Source organism: Streptomyces sp. NPDC006372 (assembly GCF_040612515.1).
Taxonomy (GTDB): Bacteria; Actinomycetota; Actinomycetes; order Streptomycetales; family Streptomycetaceae; genus Streptomyces.
This window is the reverse complement of the sequence record NZ_JBEXQJ010000016.1, coordinates 26,922-43,692: the sequence shown is the minus strand read 5'-3', so window position 1 is coordinate 43,692 and position 16,771 is coordinate 26,922. Positions and strand designations below refer to the sequence as shown.

Genomic DNA, 16,771 nt, shown 5'->3' with positions numbered 1-16,771 from the left:
CTCCCCCGGTTCCCTTCGTACCTCCGGTCCGCCTACCCACGCCACGGGAGGCGTCCCACGGCCCGTATGGCGCGATCCGTGGGGTGTGTGTCGTTGACGCCACGCCGCCGTCCGGTGGAGCGTGAAGGGGTGACATCGCGCCGTATCGTCTTCGTCGTCTTCGACGGTTTCCAGCCGCTCGACCTCACCGGCCCGCACGAGGTGTTCCACGGCGCGGGCGGGGACTACGTCTGCGAGGTCGTGGCGCCCCGGGCGGGTCCGGTCGGGTCGGTCAGCGGGCTGCTCGTGCACGCCGCACACGGCGTGGCGGACCTGGACCCGGCCGGGATCGACACCCTCGTGGTGGTGGGCGGCCGGGGCGTCGACCGGGCCCGCGAGGACGCGGCGCTGGTGTCCTGGATCGCCGCCGCGGCGGCCGGGGCCCGGCGGGTCGCGTCGGTGTGCAGCGGGGTGTTCCTGCTGGCGGCCGCTGGACTGCTGGACGGGCGGCGGGTCACCACGCACTGGGCGCGGGGGGAGCAGTTGGCCCGGGAGCATCCCGGGGTGCGGGTGGACTGCGATCCGATCTTCGTCCGGGACGGGCGGGTGTGGACGTCGGCCGGAGTGACGGCGGGTATGGATCTGGCGCTCGCCCTGGTGGAGGACGACCTGGGCCGGGACGTCGCGCACGCGGTGGCCCGCCGGCTGGTGCTGTTCCTGCGCCGGCCGGGTGGCCAGTCGCAGTTCAGTCCGGCGCTGTGGTCGCGGCGGCCGGCCACGGACCCGGTGCGGGCCGCCGTCACCGCGATCCACAGCGATCCGGGCGCCCGGCACGACATCGCCGGCCTCGCCGCGCACGCCGGGCTGAGCCCGCGGCACCTCCAGCGCCGCTTCACGGCGGAACTGGGCGTGCCGCCGGCCGCGTACGTCGAGCGGGTGCGGGTCGAGGCGGCGCAGCGCGCCCTCACCGAGGGGGACGAACCGGTGGAGGCCATCGCCCGCCGTTGCGGCTTCGCCACCGCGGAGACCCTGCGCCGTACGTTCCACCGCCGGCTCGGGGTCGCGCCGTCGGAGTACCGCGCCAGGTTCCGCTCCACGGCGGAGTTCCCCGGCACCGCACATCCCGCAGAGGAAGGAAGCAACGCATGACCACATACGGCCTGCTGGTCTTCGAGGACGCCGAGGAGCTCGACTTCGCCGGGCCCTGGGAGGTCTTCACCATGTCCTCCCGGCTCCGCGGCGACGCGGACACGGCCGTGCTCGTCGCCGAGCGTCCCGGCCCGGTGCGCTGCAACAAGGGCCTGCGCGTGCTGCCCGACCACTCCCTGGACGACCATCCGCCACTTGACGTGCTGCACGTGCCGGGCGGGCGGGGCGCGCGCGAGACCGAGTTGCACAACACCGTGGTCACCGACTGGATCGGCAAGACGGCGAAGCGGGCCGCGTGGGTGCACGGCGTGTGCACCGGCACGTTCCTGCTGCACGCGGCGGGTCCTGCCCGGGGACGCCGGGTGGCCACGCACTGGAGCCAGGAGGACGCCTTGGAGGCGCGGGGCGATGTGACGGTGGTCCGGGACGTGCGCTACGTGGTGGACGGCAAGCTGATCACCAGCCAGGGCGTCTCGGCCGGGATCGACAGCGCGCTCTGGCTCGTCGGCCGGCTGCACGGCCGTGACCACGCGCGGGCCGTGCGCCGCCAGATCCAGTACGACCCGGCGCCGCCGTACCTGGCGGACGAACCCGTCTGACGGGCATACCGGGGGTGGGCCCCGCATGGGTGGGCTCTGCATGGGTGGCCCCTGCATGGGTGCGCCAGCCTCGGGCAGGTGATGTGGATGGGTGGTGACACGAGCGACGGCGGGCAGGGACGGCAGGCGGGCGAGTGCGGGCACCGGGCGGTGCCGCATCCGGGCGACATCCGGATCGAGGCGTGGGCGGCGTGCCGGGGGCACTGTCTGGCGGAGGCCGTCCTGGCGATGGTGGAGTGCTTCGCCGACGTCACCGGGGTGCGTCCCACCGCCGTGGACCAGGTGTGGCTGGCCGAGGCCAGTGACGACGACCTGCTCGCCTCCCTGCTGGACGAGGTCATCTTCCGGCTGGAGGCGTACGGCCAGGTGCCCGTGGACGTGGAGGCGGACGAGGCCGACGGCGGGCTGGACGTACGGCTGGCGGTGACCGGTGTGGCGGACGTGCCGATCACCGGGGCCGTCCCGAGGGCGGTGGCGTGGGACGAGCTGCGGATCGGGCCGGACCCCTACGGCTGGTCGTGCGCCGTACGGGTGGACGCCTGATCCCGCGGGTCCCGGTGTGCCTACCGTGGAGGTGTGGGCGACGGCGTCGTGACGCTGTTCCTGTGCGGTGACGTGATGCTCGGGCGCGGTGTCGACCAGATCCTGGCGCACCCCGGTGATCCGGCACTGCGGGAGGCGTACGTCGAGGACGCGCGGTCCTACGTCAGGCTGGCGGAGTCGGTGCACGGTCCGCTGCCCGCACCCGTCGACCCGTCCTGGCCGTGGGGCGACGCGCTGCGGGTGCTGGAGGAGGCCTTCCCGGACGCGCGGATCGTGAATCTGGAGACGTCGGTGACCTCCGGCGGCACGTTCGCCCCGGACAAGGAGATCCACTACCGGATGCACCCGGCCAACCTGCCGGCCCTGGCGGCGGTGCGGCCCGATGTGACCGTCCTCGCCAACAACCACGTCCTGGACTTCGGGCGGGCCGGCCTGCTGGAGACGCTGGACGCGCTGGCCCGGGCGGGTCTGCGCACGGCGGGTGCGGGACACGACGCCGACCGTGCGTTCACCCCCGCCGTGGTCCCGCTCCCCGATGGCCGCCGGCTGCTGGTGCTCGCCCTCGGGGCACGCTCCAGCGGCATCCCGTCCGGCTGGGCGGCGACGGCGGAGCGGCCCGGCGTGGCGTACCTGCCCGACCTCTCGCGCTCCGTGGCCGATGCCGTGGTGCGGCACCTGAAGCGGGCCGGGCGGGCCGGTGACCTCACCGTCGTCTCCGTGCACTGGGGTTCTAACTGGGGGTTCCACGTGCCCCGGGAGCAGGTCCGGTTCGCGCACGCCCTGGTGGACGGCGGTGTCGACGTCGTGCACGGGCACTCCTCGCACCACCCACGCCCGCTGGAGGTGTACCGGGACCGGCTGATCCTGTACGGCTGCGGCGACTTCATCGACGACTACGAGGGCATCTCCGGGTACGAGGAGTACCGCGACGACCTGCGGCTCGCCTTCCTCGTGTCGCTCGCCGCGGACAGCGGCCGGCTGGCGGGACTGCGCATGGTGCCGCTGCGGGCGCGGCGCCTGCGTCTGGAGCCCGCGTCCCGGGCGGACCGGATGTGGCTGCGTACGACGCTCGACCGGATCAGCGGCGGGGCGGGGTTGACGCTGGAACCCGACGGGTCGCTCGCGCTGACGGGCGTTTGAACAGGCGGCCGTCGAGGCGTTTCCGCCTCCGGCCGCAGCAGCGGCCCCGAGATCAGCTCTCGCTCTCGCTCCGGAGGGTTTCCGGGCACCCGAGGCGAGCGGGCCCGAACCGCATGCCCGTGTGGGACGGGGGTACTCCGGGCCGTATGACCGGCATCGATCTGCGCAGCAACGCGTTCAACGACCACTCCTTCATCGCGCGCCGGTACTCGTACGAGGGACCGAACGTCTCTCCGCCGCTGACCTGGAGCGGCGTACCGGACGACGCGACCGAACTGGTGCTGCTCTGCGAGGACCCCGACGCCCCGTCGGGCACCTTCGCGCACTGGGTCGTGGTCGGCATCGACCCGCACAGCGACGGCGTCGAGGCCGGGCACTGCCCGCCGGGCGGCACGGAACTCGTCAACAGCTACGGGCAGCCCGGCTGGGGCGGGCCGCACCCCCCGCCCGGCGACGACGCGCACCACTACTTCTTCCGGCTCTACGCCCTGTCCGAACCGTGCGTCCTGCCCGACGCGCCCGCCGCGAAGCAGGTGCACGAGGAGGTCGAGAAGCGCCGCCTCGCGGACGGGACGCTGGTCGGGCTGTACCAGCGCTGAGGAAGCCCTCCAGCGCCTGGTCACCGAAGGGCCGCGGCGACCAGGCCGCGGATCTCCGCCTCGGACACGCTGCCGCCGCTCACGAGGCGGTCGAAGACGAGGCCGTCCACACAGGCCAGCAGGGTGAGGGTGCGTTCCTCGGCGTCCGCCACCCCCTGGGCGGCCAGGAAGGCGTGCACGACACGGCGCCCCGCGTTCTCGCGCGGCACGAGGATCTCCCGCAGCTCGGGCTGGTGCACGCTCTCCACGGCGCAGGCGTACCGCGCCAGGGAGCGCCGACGCCCTTCCCCGGTGAGCCGCCGCTCGACGAACGCGGCGATGCCCGCCACCAGGTCCCCCGCTTCGTGAGTCACCGGTGTCGCCCGGCCGACCGTGTCCAGCTCCGCCTGGTCGAGTGCGACCAGGCGCCGGACCAGCGCCGTGAGCAGGGCCTGCCGGGTCCGGAAGTACGCCGAGGTGGTACCGGAGGGCAGATTGGCCGCGCGGTCCACGGCCCGGTGGGTCAGTCCCCTTATCCCACTCCCGGCGAGAACGTCTATGGCGGCGTCGGCGAGGACGGTACGTCGATCAGTGGGCACCCCTCCTTTCTACACCTGTAGAGACACGGTCTAGGCTTTCTACATCTGTAGAAGATTCGGCCGGTTCAGCGGCCGACCGGGGAAGGGAAACCCCATGGGGGGCGACGCGGTGGTGGTCGGCGGCGGGATCGGCGGGCTGGCGGCCGCAGTCGGACTGCGGCAGGCCGGCTGGAAGGTGACGGTCGTCGAGCGCGCGCCCGTCCTGGCCGACGTGGGTGCGGGAATCTCCCTGCACGCCAACGGCCTGCGGGCCCTGGACTTCCTGGGTGTGGGGGCGGCTGTACGGGCGGCCGCCCGGCCTCAGTACACCGGCGGCACGCGCGCTCCCCGGGGCGCCTGGCTGACGCGGATGGACGGGGCGGCGCTCGAACGCGCCCTGGGCTCGCCGATCGTCGGCATCCCCCGGGCCGTGCTGCACCGTGCGCTGCGCACGGCCCTGCCACCCGAGTGCCTGGCGGTCGGAGCGGCGGTGACGCACGTCGACCGCTCCGACCCGTACCGTCCGAGGGTCGTACTCGACGGCCGGGCGTTGGAGGCGGACCTGGTCGTGGCCGCCGACGGGGTCGACAGCCGGCTGCGGGCCCAGCTCTTCCCGGGCCACCCCGGACCCGCCCACAGTGGATCGACCGTGCTGCGCGCCATCACCGGACAGCCGGTGGACCCGCGCAGCGACTTCGCACTGACCTGGGGCAGGGGCGCCGAGTTCGGGCACATCGTGTTCGCGGACGGCCGGGCGGAGTGGCACGCCGTGCTCAACGCGCCGCCCGGAGTGCGGTACGCGGACCCGCTGGGCACGCTGCGCCGCAGGTTCGCGGAGTGGCACGACCCGATCCCGGCCCTGCTGGCCGCGACCCGGCCCGGGGACGTGCTGCACCATGACGTCCGCGAGTTGGTGACTCCTCTGCCGGCCTTCACCGTGGGCCGTGTCGTCCTGCTCGGGGACGCGGCCCACGCCATGACCCCGAACCTCGGGCAGGGCGCCTGTCAGGCGCTCGAGGACGCGGCGACCCTCGCCGCCGCGCTCGCCGGCGAACCCACCGTCGCCTCGGCGCTCGCCCGCTACGACGCCGAGCGCCGCCCGCGCAGCCAGACTGTCGCACGCGCCGCCCGCCGGGCGGGCCGGATGGGCCAGCAACTGTCGCACCCGGTGGCCGTCGCCGCGCGCAACACGGCCCTGAGGCTCGCCCCGTCGGGCGCCCTGGTCCGCGCGGTCGTGCGGCACGCGGACTGGACTCCGCCGCGGTGGGACCGGCCCGTGTCGCCGTGAACAACGTCCGGTTGTGGCGCGGGCGACGGATGGTTGTTTGCCCGGGCGGCCCGGTGCTCGTTTGGATGGCTCCCGGTCAACACCGGGTTGTCCGCGAGAGCTGGGAGTGTGCGCCGGGCATGGCGGGCGGAGGGCCGTTGGGGCGGCGGTTCGGGTGGTTGTGGGGCGCGTACGCGGTCAGTACGGCGGGCACGTGGCTCGCGTTCGACGCGTTCGCGCTGATCGCGGTGCTGGTGCTGGACGCCGGGCCCGCGCAGGTGTCGTTGCTGGCGGCGGTCGGGCCGGCGGTCGGCGCGGTGGTGTCGGTGCCGCTCGGGCCGTGGGCGGAGGGCCGCCGCAAACGGCCCGTGATGATCACGGCGGACCTGTTCCGGTGCGTGGTGCTGCTGAGCGTTCCGGTGGCCTTCTCCCTGGGCCGGCTGAGCTTCGGTCAGTTGCTGCTGGTGTCGGTGGCGGTCGCGGCGGCCGACATCACCTTCAACGCCGCGGCGGGGGCGTTCCTGAAGGAGCTGGTTCCGGGGCGGGAACTGCTCGTTGCGAACGGGCGGTTCGAGGCGACGAACTGGACGGCCAGCATGATCGGGCCGCCGCTGGGCGGGGCGGCGATCGGGCTGTTCGGGCCGGTGACCACCGTGGTGGCCGACGCGGTGAGCTATCTCCTCTCGGCGCTCGGGATCCGGGCGATCGGTGGCGAGGACAAGCGCCCGGTGCGGACCGTCCCCCCGCGGGCCCGGCCCCGGGCGGGCGACCTGCTCGACGGATGGCGCCACATCCTCGCCGATCCGGGGCTGCGCCCCTTGTTCTTCAACACGGTCCTGAACAACGCCCTGATCATGGCGGCCTCACCACCTCTCCTGGTCCTGATGGTCGATCATCTGCGGTTCGAACCGTGGCAGTACGCACTCGCCTTCGCGGTCCCCTGCACCGGCGGCCTGCTCGGCTCACGTCTGGCCCCCCGGCTCGTCACGCGGTTCGGCCGGCACCGGGTCCTGCTCACCGCCGGGGTGCTGCGGGCATGCTGGTCCCTCGGTCTGGCCTTCGTCGGCCCCGGCACGGCCGGGCTGGTGCTGGTCATGGCCGTCGAGTTCGGGCTGATCGCCTGCTGCGGCGTCTTCAACCCGGTGTTCGCCACGTACCGGCTGGAGCGGACTCCCGCTGACCGGGTCACCCGCATCCTGGCGGCCTGGTCGGCCACCGGTAGAGCCACCACCGCGGCCGTGACCGCGTTGTGGGGCCTGCTGGCGAGTACGACCGGACCTCGTGCGGCCATCGCGCTCGCCGGTGCCCTGCTCCTCGCCACTCCTCTCCTGCTCCCCCGCCGGGAACACGCACCGGTCACCGGCTCCGAGGCGGCTCCGCTGCCGCTCAAGGCGGACGGCGGCTGAACCGGGCCGCTACGGCCGGGCTCATTCGCCCGCTCCCCCCTCACTCCTCGCGCGGCCCGGGCATCTCCAGACGGGCCGCCGCGAACAGCTGCGGATATGAGCCGCCGTAGGTCGTGGCGGCGGCGAACAGCGCGTCGAGGGCTGCCCGCAGAGGGTCCGGCTCCACCGCGGCGCGGAGGGCGGTCAGGGCCTTGGCCTGCTGCGCGAAGTCCACGCTCCGCCCGCCGCTCGCGTCACCCTGGGGAGGGGGAGGAATGTCAGTGTCGCTGACGAACCGGTCCCGGGCCCGGTCGGGCACGTCGAACGGCTGCGGCAGGCCCTCCCCCCGCTCCACCGACTCCAGGGCCGTCGCGATCCGGTCGACGCCGGTCAGCCCGGCCCTCACCAAGGCCTGCCGTGCGGCCCAGCGGGCCACCCTCCGCTGGGCCTCGGGGCCGGCCGCGTCCACCGCGTCGACGAGATCCCGGTCCAGCTCCACGAGTTCCAGGGCGTCGCCGCCGACTTGGCGCAGGCTCGGGCTGGGCGGACGGCCGCCCCAGAGCAGGGCCTCCGCCTCCTCCCGTGCCGCCCGCGCCACACTTTCCCGCTCCTCGCTGCGACGCCTCTCCGCCTCGGCCTCCTCCCGTGGTGAGGGAGGCGGCGGCAGACTGCGGGCGTGCCGGTGCCAGTACTCGGCGGTGCGTGACGTCTGTCTGACGACCCGGTCCGCGCCCGGCGGGGCCGGCCAGAACTGCAGCAGGTAGTGGTCGATGGGATCTCCGCCTTCGAGGACGGAGAGCTCCTCGTCCTGCGCCCGGTCCAGGTCGCGGCCGCAGTAGCGCACGCGGTGGTCGGCCTCGGCCAGCCCGAACTCGCACAGGGGCGCGTCCGCCCACGGCCGTACGATCACGGTGGTGGAAGAGGGCCGGAAGGAAACCTCGACCACCTCCTCCCACTGCTCGTCGAGCGGCGGCTCCGTGGTGTGCACCTCGACGGTCAGGTGGACGCGCCCGGTGTGCAGACCGGTGGTCAGAAAGAGGTGGCCGGGAACAGCGGCTCCGCACAGTCCGTTGAGCTGCCCGGCGCGGGGGTGCACGTCTCCCTCACCCAGGCCGTCGGTACTGCTCTCCACGTAGAACTGGCCGTAGTGCACGTGGAGTTCGCCGTGGTACACGGTCCGCGCGCCTGAGCCTGAGGTCTGATCCGTCATGACGAGGATGCTGCCACCGGCCACTGACAACGGCCGTCGGTCGGGCGGCTGTTCGGCCGGGGCCGGGAGCGGTGTCGCCCCCGGGCCCGGCCCCTGGTCGGCTCAGACCGCTCCGGGCACGTCCTCCGTGACTCCGTTCATCGGGGAGGCGGGATCGGCGCCGTACGGGCGGGTGATGATCTCGAGGCCGTGGCCCGCCGGGTCGAGGAAGTAGACGCCTCGGCCGCCGTCGTTGCGGTTGATCCGGCGCGGGTGGTTGCCGTGCGGATCGGCCTGGATGGGGATACGGGCGGCGACGAGACGGTCGAGGGCCTCGTCGAACTCGTCCTCGGAGACGAGGAACGCGTAGTGCTGCATCGGGATGTCGGCGTCGATGGTGAGGAAGTCCAGCGTGACGCCGTTGGCGGTCGTCACCGGCAGGAAGACCCCGGCCGGAGCCCCGACCTTCAGCCCCAGGATCTCCGCGAGAAAGTGTGCGGACTTCTCCCGGTCCCGGGACAGGACGATGGTGTGGTTGAACTCGACTGACACGGTTGAATGCCTCCACGGGCATCTCCGCGGCGCCTCCATGCCTCACCCGGCCGGTGACCGGCACGCGATGCCGCGCCGTGGATCGTAGACGCGCACGATCGTGACCGTCGAGCGGTTTTCGGCCGTATCGCGGCGAGTCCGCCCCTTGGGTGAGGGGCCGTCAGGCGTGGAGCCGGAGTCGTTCGATCACCGTGGCGACGTGGGCGCGTTCCTCTGCTGGTCAGACCTTGGCGTCGGGCTGTGCAGGACTGAGGTACTGCACAGTGGTCTTCGCGCAGTGCGGTCGGAGCAGGGTCTGCAGGTCGTCGGCCGCGGTCGTGAGCAGGTGCCCGTCGCGGGTGGCGGCGACGGTCTCCAGGATGAAGGCGACGTGGTCGGAGTTCTCGGTGACGCGGGTGCGATGGGCGTCACGGTGGTTCCAGTGGCGGGTGAGCACATCGGTGCCGTCGGTGTAGATGATCTCGCCGGGCTTGGGGGTCTCGACGGTGCCGGGCTCGCCGAGCGGGGTGAAGGTCTCACTGCCCTCGGCGTGGCGGATCTCGACGTCTCCGGTGACGTGGTCGAGGTCGAAGGCGCCGGCGGGCAGGCCGTGGCGCACGGAGACGGCGTTGTAGGAGTCGACGGCCGGGTTGATCCGGGGCAGGGTGCCCTTCTTGGTGAGGCGGCGGCCCAGGGCGTCGACGCTGGGCCGGATGCGGCGCGGATTGGTGCCGAAAGAGCGGTAGGCGGCATGCCAGGCCTCGATGCGCGGGTCGCTCTCGTCGGCCGGCTGCCAGACGCCGTCGGCGAGTTGCGCCTCCAGGTCCTCCAGGGCGGCGCTGGTGGCGGGCCAGGCTTCGCGGCCGCGCAGCCCGGCGGCGGTGACGACGGCGATGAGGGTGTCCGGGTAGGCGTCGGCGACGGCGGGCCTGATACGGAAGATGGTCATCAAAGGATCCGTTTCGGGGGGCTGGGGCTGCGGGGTCAGGTGAGGGCGAGGAGGCTGAGGGCCGGCAGCAGAGCGATCACGGCACATCCCTTACCATCAATGGAACGACCACACCGTACAACGCATCGACCGACCCGAGTCAACCGAACGACCGCACGGTGCAGTGCACTGACCCACTGCAGGGAGGGACGAAGCGATGGCCGAGACCGAGGCGGCATTGCGGACGCTCGCACACAACGTCCGCGCGGCCCGTACCCGTGCCGGGCTGTCCCTGGACGAACTCGGCCGCCGCGCCAAGGTCAGCAAGGGTGCCCTGGTCGGACTGGAGAAGGCCCAGGGCAACCCGAACTTCGCGACCCTGGTCCGCCTCGCCGACACCCTTGGCGTTTCCGTCTCCGCCCTGCTGGAGGGCCGCCCCGAAGAGCGCGTCCGAGTGGTGAGCGCCGACGCCGTCATGCCCCTGTGGAAGGGAGAGCACGGCAGCGAGGCCCGGCTCATGCTGACCACGGGCGGCCCGGCGGCCACCGAGGTCTGGCGCTGGACGCTGGAGCCCGGTGAGGAGTACCCCAGCCATCCCCATCAGGCCGGTGTGACCGAGACCGTCAGCGTCACCGCCGGACGGATGGTGCTCGTGGTGGACGGCGCCGAGTACCCGGTCGAGGCGGGGCAGACAGCCACGTTCGACGGCGACACCGCCCACACCTACCGCGGCGCGGGCAACGGAACCTGTCACCTGGTCATGACCGTCCACCTTCCGCCCGGCCCCGCCTAGAGGCCCGCGAGGGCGGTCAGAACCAGTGCAGACAGTGCGGGGGGCGCTCGGCGCGGAAGAGTGCGTCAGCGAGGGCGGCTGCGCCGGGACGGTGGGCCCGGACGTGTCCGGCCCGCACGAGCGTGCTCGGGGCGGTGCCGCCGAGGTAGACGGAGCCCAGGTCGCGGATGTCCAGGGACAGGTCGGGGTCCCGGTCCGTCGGGACGCAGTCGGCCTTGCCGTCCCGGACGGTCAGCAGGTAGCGGTCGTGTTCGCCGAGGAACGGGTCGTCGATGTCCAGGACGAGCTCGCCGTCCATGAACCAGCCGCGCGCGGTCAGCGCACGCGGGACGTCCAGCAGCCGCACCCAGAGCCAGTCCATGAGGCCGCTCACCTCACCGGCGCGGAAGTCCGCCAACTGCCGGCGCAGCGGGTGATCGGGCAGGACGTGCTTGAACACGACCTCGGTGACCAGGTCGTGTCCGAGGACGAACCGGGCCAGAGCCGTGAAGACGGCGTCGTCGGTGGCGATGGTCTCATCGACCGTCAGGGTGCCGGACTCGATCGAGTAGCTGGCGTACCCGTCCGGAACACCGTCGGCGTCCCGGTGGACGGCGATGTAGCGCGGCGCCGGCGAGATCGGGGGCTGCCCCGCGCGCAAGGCCCACCAGCGGTGCGGCCGGGACAGCGAGCCGGGCTGGGCGCGGCGGTACCGGTCGTAGACCTCTTCCAGTATCTCGCCGCACTCGGCCCGACGCAGCACCTCGACCGAGCCGTTGTCCGAGCCGGCCGCTGATGCGTCGGCCGCTGGTGCGTCGGCCGCTGCGCGCGCCCGGGGAGCGGCGAACGCGGCCCTGTGGCGCGGCACCGTCAGCTGCGCCGTGCAGGTCGCCGGTCCGTAGCCGAACCGGCCGTAGATCGTGGCCTCGGAGGCCAGCAGCACGGAAAGGAACTCTCCACTGGCCCGCAGCTCGGCGAGTTGATGCCGCATCATCGCGCTGAGCACGCCCTGGCGCCGGTGCGAGGGCAGGACGCCTACGGCGGTCACCCCGGGGGCCGGGACGAGGGTCCCACCGGGCAGGGTCAGCTCGAAGGAGTGGGTGGCGGCGGTGCCGACGGGGCGCCCGTCCTCCGTCAGGGCGAGCAGGCAGCGGTCCGTTTCGAGGGCCGACCACCAGAGTCCGCCGCCCTCGACCGGGGTTTCCGGGAAGAGCCCGAACGCGGCGTGGAGCGTGTCGACGAAGACGTCGAGGTCTTTGTCGGTCGTGGGACGGATCTCCATCGCTGCTGCTGCCTCCTCGGATACGGCACCACGACTGGTGGTGTCCGGCCACAGTGCAGCGTCCAGTCGTGGCCATGGCAAGCGAATTACGGCCTGGCCCACCGCCGCAGCATCGACGGACGACCCTGACAATTGTCAGGGACCGCACAGCCCCAGGTCTCCCTACAGTTCTGAGCGTCGGCCACACCATCAGGGGGATCTCGACATGACCACTCGTCTCTTCACCAGGGCCGCGCTCGTCGGCGCCGGGGCGCTCGCTCTGCTCGGCCCGCTCACCGCGGGGACCGCCGCCGCGTCCTCGGCGGCCGAGGAGGGCAACGCCCGCGTCATGGCCGCGCCGTACGCGGTCGTGCCCTACGAGACCGTCAACGTCCGCTCGGGACCGGCCCGTTCGTACGACAAGGTCGGTTCCGTGACGGCCGGCCAGCCGCGCGGCGCCTACTGCTGGACCCGCGGCGAGACCATCAGGGACCACGGCTACACCAACAACGTGTGGGTGAAGCTCGTCGAGGGGTACGTCAGCGCCGTCTACCTCAAGGGCAACGAGTACGGCGACCTGCCCGCCTCGGCGACCTGCTGACCACCGACACGACCTCAACCCACCACACCATCGTCCTACGGGGGACACATATGAAGCGACTGATCAGCCGTACCGCCATGGGCCTGGCCGTGACCGCCCTCGCCGTCGGCGGCCTCGCCACCACCGCCCAGGCCGCTCCGGCCGCCGCGGCCAACAGCGGCGACCCGACCCTGACGGACGTCTACGTCTGGGCCACCAACGTCAACCTGCGCCAGCAGCCGACCACCGACTCCCCTCGCCTCGCGGTCCGTTCGCAGTGGTGGGCGGACGCCGTGTGCCAGAAGCAGGGCCAGACCGTGCACGACCCGGCGGTCGGCACCAACAACTGGTGGACGGCGGTGCAGGAGTTCGCCGGCAGCGACATCGCCTGGGTGAACAACCTCTACATCCGGGGCGGCGTGAAGATCGCCGGAGTGCCGGACTGCTGACCCACCGTCCTCACCACATGCCCGCGGCGGGCCACCGGACTTCAGGTGGCCCGCCGCCGGCCGGCTCAGTACCAGCCGGTCGCGACCAGGTCGTGGCCGTCACAGGAGAGCACGGCGCGCGAGACACGGCCGTTGAGGTTGTTGCCCATCTGCGTGTAGGCGTAGTTGAGGCCGGAGTCGACGGTCTCGGAGACCCAGCCGTCGACGCGGCCCACGCCGTTGTCGGAACGCTGGAGCACGGCGGCGCAGTTGGCCCGGGAGTTCTCGATCCGGGCGAACGAGCCGCACTTGTCGGAGTAGAAGTACTTCAGGGCCATGCCCTCGGCGAACTTGGTGGCCCCGACCTGCCGGAACGTGCCGGTGCAGTAGGAGGTGGTGGGGTACTGCCCCTCCATGCCGTAGGCCCCGTAGTTGCCGCCCGAGTACGGCGCGGCCTGGGCGGAGGTCGGGAGAAGCGCCAGCACAGCGGCGGCGCCTGAGGCGGCCAGCAGTGTCGTGAGCGATCGACGGCTCATGAGCCCTCTTTCGTGTCGTCGGCGAGTGTTTCCGGTCGTGCTGTGCCGACCGTAGGAGCCGTCACCGCGCTTGCGACACCTGACACTTATCAGGGTCGATCGACGCAGGCCGCCCCACTTCAGGGGGTCAGCGCTCGTACGCGGCGAGGTAGCGCAGCACCTTGTCCACGTGCGGCCGTACCCGGGCGGGGACACCGCCCTCCTCGATGATCGTGCGGTCGCTGGTGCGGTAGCCGGCCGCGACGAGCGCGGACAGGTCCTTCTTCGGGCGTCCCGCCAAGGCGGCGGTGCCGGACAGCGCGGGGAGCACCACGCGTGAGAACTCGAAGGGCACCGGCGCGCCGAGGCGCCCGGGGGCGACGGTGAGGTACTCACCCGCTCCCTCCAGGTTCTCCACCACGTACGACACGCTGCGGCTGAAGTTGGACAGCCGCCAGTAGGACGATACGCACCCCTGCGTCGCCGGGTGTACCGCGGCCGAAGTCGGCGAGGTCCCCGGGCCCCAGATGGATCAGTTCGGGACTGCCCGCCCCGTTCGCACCCCACGGTGCGGGACCGGGCAACTGCACGATGATCGTTTCCACGCGGACTCCCCCGCTGCCGACGCCCCCCGATTTGGTCGCGAGGATTGTAGGGGCGTGTTCCGCTCGGCCCGGAGGCGGCAGGCCCGCGTCAGGCGCTTGTTTTCCCACGGCCGGCGACTGTTTCCACCCGCCTGGCGACGAACACGAACTCCCGGCCCGGCCGGTCCGGGGCGTCACGCACGTCCTCCACCGCGTAGCCCTGCGCGCGCAGTTCCGCCTCGACCTCCTGACGCTCGCGGAACCGCAGTGTCGACGTCGAGGTCAGCGTCTGCCCGTCCGCGACGAACACATAGCTCTGACGGAACCTCACCAGTGGTCCGTTCACGTCGAGCAGGTCGACCCAGTACTCGACCGCGCCGACGCCCGGCACGTCCGTCACGGCGTAGGTGGCCTCGCGGTTCCACTCCTCCCAGGCACGGCGGCCCGGAACCCTGGTCTCGAACACCAGCCGGCCGCCGGGGCGCAGCGCCGCACGGGCCCCGCGCAGGGTCCTCCGCCACTCCTCGGAATCGACGATCTCCTGGGCGGCGTTGCCGGTCATGGTCGCGAGGTCGGCGGACAGCGGCGGGAGGGTCGTCGCGTCGCCGTGGATCCACCGCACCCGCTCGCCGCCCGGTTTGCCCCGGGCCACGCGCAGGGACGCCTCGGCGGGATCGACGCCGACGGACTCGATGCCCCGTTCCGCCAGCTTCAGCGCGAGCACCCCGGTGCCGCAGCCGATGTCGAGCACCCGGCGCGCCCCGGACTCCTCCGCCATGCGCAGATACGGGTCGAGGTCGACGCGGTCGGGGTCGAGCGGGTCGTAGACCGCGGCGAGCCGCGGATGCCGGAAGCACTCGTCAGCCATGCGGCCGACGGTACGGAGGGCGGCCGTGGGCGGCCACCGGTTTTCCGGTGGCGCTCTCGCCCGTCCCGGTCGTCTCCCGCGGCCTTCAGCCCAGGCAGATGACGAGCAGGCAGAGTTCCTTCGAGTTCGAGGGAGACGTCGCGGACGGAGCGGGGCTCGTCGCGGGCGGGGGCGTCGCGGGCGACGCCGGCTGCCGTGCGTCCGCGCCGTCGTCGGCGGCGGGCGGCGTCGTCCGCTCGGTCGCCTTCGACGCGGACTCGCCGGCGGTGCCGGTGACCGTGTCGGCGGTGCTCGGCACGGAGGTTTTCGGCTGCGTCGTCCGCGGCAGCTCGCGGGGCGTGGCCGCCGCGTCCGTGTGCGGGGCCGCCGGTGTGGTGCGGGGAGCGGCTTCCCGGGGCTGCTCGCGGTGCGAGGCGCGGTCGGCGTGCGGCGGGGTGGTGGGCGTGGGCGAGGACCGCGGGGTGTCCTGCCGGCTCGATGTCGGTTCGGTGTACGTCGGCGCCTCCCCGTTGGCGCCCCCCATGGTCGTGTCCTCCGGCGCCGTGGCCGCCTGCACGCCGTGCGTGGAGTTGCCGTTCATGGCGGCGACGGTCAGGCCTCCGCCGACGAGCGCGACGGCGGTCGCCACCACGGCCCGGCGCTGGTTCTTCTTCCAGCGGGCCATCTGCCGGCGTCGCGCGGCACGCCCCTGCTGCGGGGCCTCGTAGCCAGTGGTCGCCGGCGCGGCGGTGTCCGCGGCCCCGTGGCCGTCCGACGGATCCGTGTCCGGAGCCCCGGGGCCGGCGGACGACCCGGTGTACGCGAGACGGAGCTCCCGCGGGCCGGCCCGGTTCTCGTCCCAGACGCTGCGGTCGTCCCACACGTTCTCGTCACGCCGGGCACCCGGGGCGACAGGGCCGTTACGGCCGTCGGCGGCGGACGGGTCGATGTCCGGGGCGTAGGCGCCGCACCCCGGGCAGACCAAGGCGCCGTTGAGGTGCCGACGGCACGAGGAGCAGTAGTCCATGTGTGGTCTTCCCGATCTGGCCGTGCCGGCGGCTCGCCGGCCGCGGCCTGGTCACTTTCGCACGTGGGATCGAGCCGTAACGCTAACGAGACTTTGGAAGGGGAATGTGCAGCCCGTGTGACACCCCTGAGCAGATCCTCTGGAACTCGCGTGTGCCATAAGTGACTCCTGAGTAAAAGCGGCGCTGTCTGGGCATCCTCGCGCGCTGCCGCGGACGGCCCCCGCCCACCCGGCGCCTCGCCCGCACTCCGTCAACTCCCCTGATTTTCCTGCGAACTGACGCACAACCCTTTGGACCACCCGCGGGTCACACCATGCAGGAGCAACCACCTCGAAGAGTTGCAAGGGGGAAATATGAGATTCACCCGTTCCGTCCTGGCCGCGTCCGCCGTGGCCGCCCTGTCGGTGGGGACCATGACCGCCATGGCGTCGCCCGCGTCCGCCGCGCCCAACACCACTCCGCAGAAGGTCTGCGGAAGCGCGTACAAGACCGTGAACTCCGCAGCCGTCGGCACGCAGGGCACCGTGTACCTGACGTACAACGCCTCCAACGGCAAGAACTGCGTCGCGACCATCCGCAACAACCCGGGCACCGCCCGGCAGATGTCCGCGTGGATCTACGTCCCCGACACCGAGCTGGGGGACTCGGACGAGGGGAGCTACACCTCGTACGCCGGACCGACCTACGTCTACGGCAAGGGCCACTGCGTGGACTGGGGCGGCAGCATCAACAACGTGTACGTGCAGGTGTACGGCTCCAACTGTGCCGCCCTGAAGGAACAGCGGGTCACGTTCACGCGCTGACCCGGCTCTGAAACACCCTGAAACACCCTGAAACACCCCCCCTGCCGGGCCATCGCCCTCCCGCCGCCGTCGCGGGGGAAGGCGGTG

19 protein-coding genes and 1 pseudogene are annotated in these 16,771 nt (G+C 72.7%); 11 read left to right on the top strand and 9 right to left on the bottom strand.

Features of this window, described 5'->3' with window-relative positions; genetic code table 11:
• The first annotated feature begins 129 nt into the window (after positions 1 to 129).
• The 5 genes from ABZ016_RS23150 to ABZ016_RS23130 all read left to right on the top strand — a co-directional run bounded on the left by ABZ016_RS23150 (position 130) and on the right by ABZ016_RS23130 (position 4,009).
• Positions 130 to 1,128, top strand: coding sequence for a GlxA family transcriptional regulator (locus ABZ016_RS23150; protein ID WP_356918549.1), 999 nt, complete (start codon positions 130 to 132; stop codon positions 1,126 to 1,128).
• Positions 1,125 to 1,727 carry a DJ-1/PfpI family protein gene (locus ABZ016_RS23145; protein WP_356918548.1) on the top strand — a complete coding sequence of 201 codons (603 nt, stop codon included), beginning with the start codon at positions 1,125 to 1,127 and terminating at the stop codon, positions 1,725 to 1,727. Before ABZ016_RS23150 ends, ABZ016_RS23145 begins: the two co-directional genes overlap by 4 nt.
• Before the next feature lie 87 nt (positions 1,728 to 1,814).
• Positions 1,815 to 2,270, top strand: coding sequence for an archease (locus tag ABZ016_RS23140; protein ID WP_356918547.1), 456 nt, complete (start codon positions 1,815 to 1,817; stop codon positions 2,268 to 2,270).
• A gap of 33 nt (positions 2,271 to 2,303) precedes the next feature.
• On the top strand, positions 2,304 to 3,410 hold the full coding sequence (locus ABZ016_RS23135; RefSeq protein WP_356918546.1) for a CapA family protein: 1,107 nt from the start codon (positions 2,304 to 2,306) through the stop codon (positions 3,408 to 3,410).
• 146 nt (positions 3,411 to 3,556) lie between these two features.
• On the top strand, positions 3,557 to 4,009 hold the full coding sequence (locus ABZ016_RS23130; RefSeq protein WP_356918545.1) for a YbhB/YbcL family Raf kinase inhibitor-like protein: 453 nt from the start codon (positions 3,557 to 3,559) through the stop codon (positions 4,007 to 4,009).
• A gap of 20 nt (positions 4,010 to 4,029) precedes the next feature.
• Here ABZ016_RS23130 and ABZ016_RS23125 read toward each other — a convergent pair whose 3' ends face one another.
• Positions 4,030 to 4,587 carry a TetR family transcriptional regulator C-terminal domain-containing protein gene (locus ABZ016_RS23125; protein WP_356918544.1) on the bottom strand — a complete coding sequence of 186 codons (558 nt, stop codon included), beginning with the start codon at positions 4,585 to 4,587 and terminating at the stop codon, positions 4,030 to 4,032.
• A gap of 94 nt (positions 4,588 to 4,681) precedes the next feature.
• Here ABZ016_RS23125 and ABZ016_RS23120 point away from each other — a divergent pair, with 94 nt between their 5' ends.
• Both ABZ016_RS23120 and ABZ016_RS23115 read left to right on the top strand, forming a co-directional pair.
• On the top strand, positions 4,682 to 5,854 hold the full coding sequence (locus ABZ016_RS23120; RefSeq protein ID WP_356918543.1) for an FAD-dependent monooxygenase: 1,173 nt from the start codon (positions 4,682 to 4,684) through the stop codon (positions 5,852 to 5,854).
• 119 nt (positions 5,855 to 5,973) lie between these two features.
• Positions 5,974 to 7,239 (top strand): MFS transporter, encoded by a 1,266-nt coding sequence (locus ABZ016_RS23115; RefSeq protein ID WP_356918542.1) that lies wholly within the window; start codon positions 5,974 to 5,976, stop codon positions 7,237 to 7,239.
• 40 nt (positions 7,240 to 7,279) lie between these two features.
• On the opposite strand, the gene ABZ016_RS23110 is transcribed toward ABZ016_RS23115, so the two are convergent.
• The 3 genes from ABZ016_RS23110 to ABZ016_RS23100 form a co-directional block, all read right to left on the bottom strand.
• The gene (locus ABZ016_RS23110) at positions 7,280 to 8,428 is read right to left on the bottom strand and encodes a hypothetical protein (protein ID WP_356918541.1); all 1,149 of its coding nucleotides are present in this window, start codon (positions 8,426 to 8,428) and stop codon (positions 7,280 to 7,282) included.
• Between the two features lie 102 nt (positions 8,429 to 8,530).
• Positions 8,531 to 8,959, bottom strand: a complete 429-nt coding sequence (locus tag ABZ016_RS23105; protein WP_356918540.1) for a VOC family protein — start codon at positions 8,957 to 8,959, stop codon at positions 8,531 to 8,533.
• A gap of 220 nt (positions 8,960 to 9,179) precedes the next feature.
• Entirely contained in the window at positions 9,180 to 9,887 is a 708-nt protein-coding gene (locus ABZ016_RS23100) for a phenylalanine--tRNA ligase beta subunit-related protein (RefSeq protein WP_356918539.1), read from the bottom strand.
• A gap of 196 nt (positions 9,888 to 10,083) precedes the next feature.
• On the opposite strand from ABZ016_RS23100, the gene ABZ016_RS23095 reads away from it, so the two are divergent.
• Entirely contained in the window at positions 10,084 to 10,659 is a 576-nt protein-coding gene (locus ABZ016_RS23095) for an XRE family transcriptional regulator (protein ID WP_356918538.1), read from the top strand.
• A gap of 16 nt (positions 10,660 to 10,675) precedes the next feature.
• Here ABZ016_RS23095 and ABZ016_RS23090 read toward each other — a convergent pair whose 3' ends face one another.
• Positions 10,676 to 11,920: a GNAT family N-acetyltransferase gene (locus ABZ016_RS23090; RefSeq protein ID WP_356918537.1), complete on the bottom strand. Its 1,245-nt coding sequence runs from the start codon at positions 11,918 to 11,920 to the stop codon at positions 10,676 to 10,678.
• Positions 11,921 to 12,125: 205 nt separating this feature from the next.
• On the opposite strand from ABZ016_RS23090, the gene ABZ016_RS23085 reads away from it, so the two are divergent.
• Together ABZ016_RS23085 and ABZ016_RS23080 are read left to right on the top strand one after the other, a co-directional pair.
• Entirely contained in the window at positions 12,126 to 12,500 is a 375-nt protein-coding gene (locus ABZ016_RS23085; protein WP_356918536.1) for an SH3 domain-containing protein, read from the top strand.
• Positions 12,501 to 12,550: 50 nt separating this feature from the next.
• The gene (locus ABZ016_RS23080) at positions 12,551 to 12,928 is read left to right on the top strand and encodes a peptidase M23 (protein ID WP_356918535.1); all 378 of its coding nucleotides are present in this window, start codon (positions 12,551 to 12,553) and stop codon (positions 12,926 to 12,928) included.
• A 65-nt stretch (positions 12,929 to 12,993) separates the two neighbouring features.
• Here ABZ016_RS23080 and ABZ016_RS23075 read toward each other — a convergent pair whose 3' ends face one another.
• The 4 genes and pseudogenes from ABZ016_RS23075 to ABZ016_RS23060 all read right to left on the bottom strand — a co-directional run bounded on the left by ABZ016_RS23075 (position 12,994) and on the right by ABZ016_RS23060 (position 15,880).
• On the bottom strand, positions 12,994 to 13,443 hold the full coding sequence (locus ABZ016_RS23075; RefSeq protein ID WP_356918534.1) for a hypothetical protein: 450 nt from the start codon (positions 13,441 to 13,443) through the stop codon (positions 12,994 to 12,996).
• A gap of 292 nt (positions 13,444 to 13,735) precedes the next feature.
• A pseudogene (locus tag ABZ016_RS23070) lies at positions 13,736 to 14,027 on the bottom strand (serine/threonine protein kinase); the annotation flags it as partial.
• 88 nt (positions 14,028 to 14,115) lie between these two features.
• On the bottom strand, positions 14,116 to 14,874 hold the full coding sequence (locus ABZ016_RS23065; protein WP_356918533.1) for a class I SAM-dependent methyltransferase: 759 nt from the start codon (positions 14,872 to 14,874) through the stop codon (positions 14,116 to 14,118).
• 85 nt (positions 14,875 to 14,959) lie between these two features.
• On the bottom strand, positions 14,960 to 15,880 hold the full coding sequence (locus tag ABZ016_RS23060) for a hypothetical protein (protein WP_356918532.1): 921 nt from the start codon (positions 15,878 to 15,880) through the stop codon (positions 14,960 to 14,962).
• 354 nt (positions 15,881 to 16,234) lie between these two features.
• Between ABZ016_RS23060 and ABZ016_RS23055 the strand changes: the two genes are divergently transcribed.
• Positions 16,235 to 16,684, top strand: a complete 450-nt coding sequence (locus ABZ016_RS23055; RefSeq protein WP_356918531.1) for a spore-associated protein — start codon at positions 16,235 to 16,237, stop codon at positions 16,682 to 16,684.
• The last annotated feature ends 87 nt before the right edge of the window (positions 16,685 to 16,771 follow it).

Bases quoted from the DNA above. Each gene is read 5' to 3' on its own strand.
- ABZ016_RS23115 (WP_356918542.1), top strand. From the start codon at position 5,974: ATGGCGGGCGGAGGGCCGTTGGGGCGGCGGTTCGGGTGGTTGTGGGGC.
- ABZ016_RS23065 (WP_356918533.1), bottom strand. From the start codon at position 14,874: ATGGCTGACGAGTGCTTCCGGCATCCGCGGCTCGCCGCGGTCTACGAC.
- ABZ016_RS23090 (WP_356918537.1), bottom strand. From the start codon at position 11,920: ATGGAGATCCGTCCCACGACCGACAAAGACCTCGACGTCTTCGTCGAC.
- ABZ016_RS23140 (WP_356918547.1), top strand. From the start codon at position 1,815: ATGGGTGGTGACACGAGCGACGGCGGGCAGGGACGGCAGGCGGGCGAG.
- ABZ016_RS23100 (WP_356918539.1), bottom strand. From the start codon at position 9,887: ATGACCATCTTCCGTATCAGGCCCGCCGTCGCCGACGCCTACCCGGAC.
- ABZ016_RS23145 (WP_356918548.1), top strand. From the start codon at position 1,125: ATGACCACATACGGCCTGCTGGTCTTCGAGGACGCCGAGGAGCTCGAC.
- ABZ016_RS23055 (WP_356918531.1), top strand. From the start codon at position 16,235: ATGAGATTCACCCGTTCCGTCCTGGCCGCGTCCGCCGTGGCCGCCCTG.
- ABZ016_RS23095 (WP_356918538.1), top strand. From the start codon at position 10,084: ATGGCCGAGACCGAGGCGGCATTGCGGACGCTCGCACACAACGTCCGC.
- ABZ016_RS23120 (WP_356918543.1), top strand. From the start codon at position 4,682: ATGGGGGGCGACGCGGTGGTGGTCGGCGGCGGGATCGGCGGGCTGGCG.
- ABZ016_RS23110 (WP_356918541.1), bottom strand. From the start codon at position 8,428: ATGACGGATCAGACCTCAGGCTCAGGCGCGCGGACCGTGTACCACGGC.
- ABZ016_RS23130 (WP_356918545.1), top strand. From the start codon at position 3,557: ATGACCGGCATCGATCTGCGCAGCAACGCGTTCAACGACCACTCCTTC.
- ABZ016_RS23080 (WP_356918535.1), top strand. From the start codon at position 12,551: ATGAAGCGACTGATCAGCCGTACCGCCATGGGCCTGGCCGTGACCGCC.
- ABZ016_RS23075 (WP_356918534.1), bottom strand. From the start codon at position 13,443: ATGAGCCGTCGATCGCTCACGACACTGCTGGCCGCCTCAGGCGCCGCC.
- ABZ016_RS23060 (WP_356918532.1), bottom strand. From the start codon at position 15,880: ATGGACTACTGCTCCTCGTGCCGTCGGCACCTCAACGGCGCCTTGGTC.
- ABZ016_RS23085 (WP_356918536.1), top strand. From the start codon at position 12,126: ATGACCACTCGTCTCTTCACCAGGGCCGCGCTCGTCGGCGCCGGGGCG.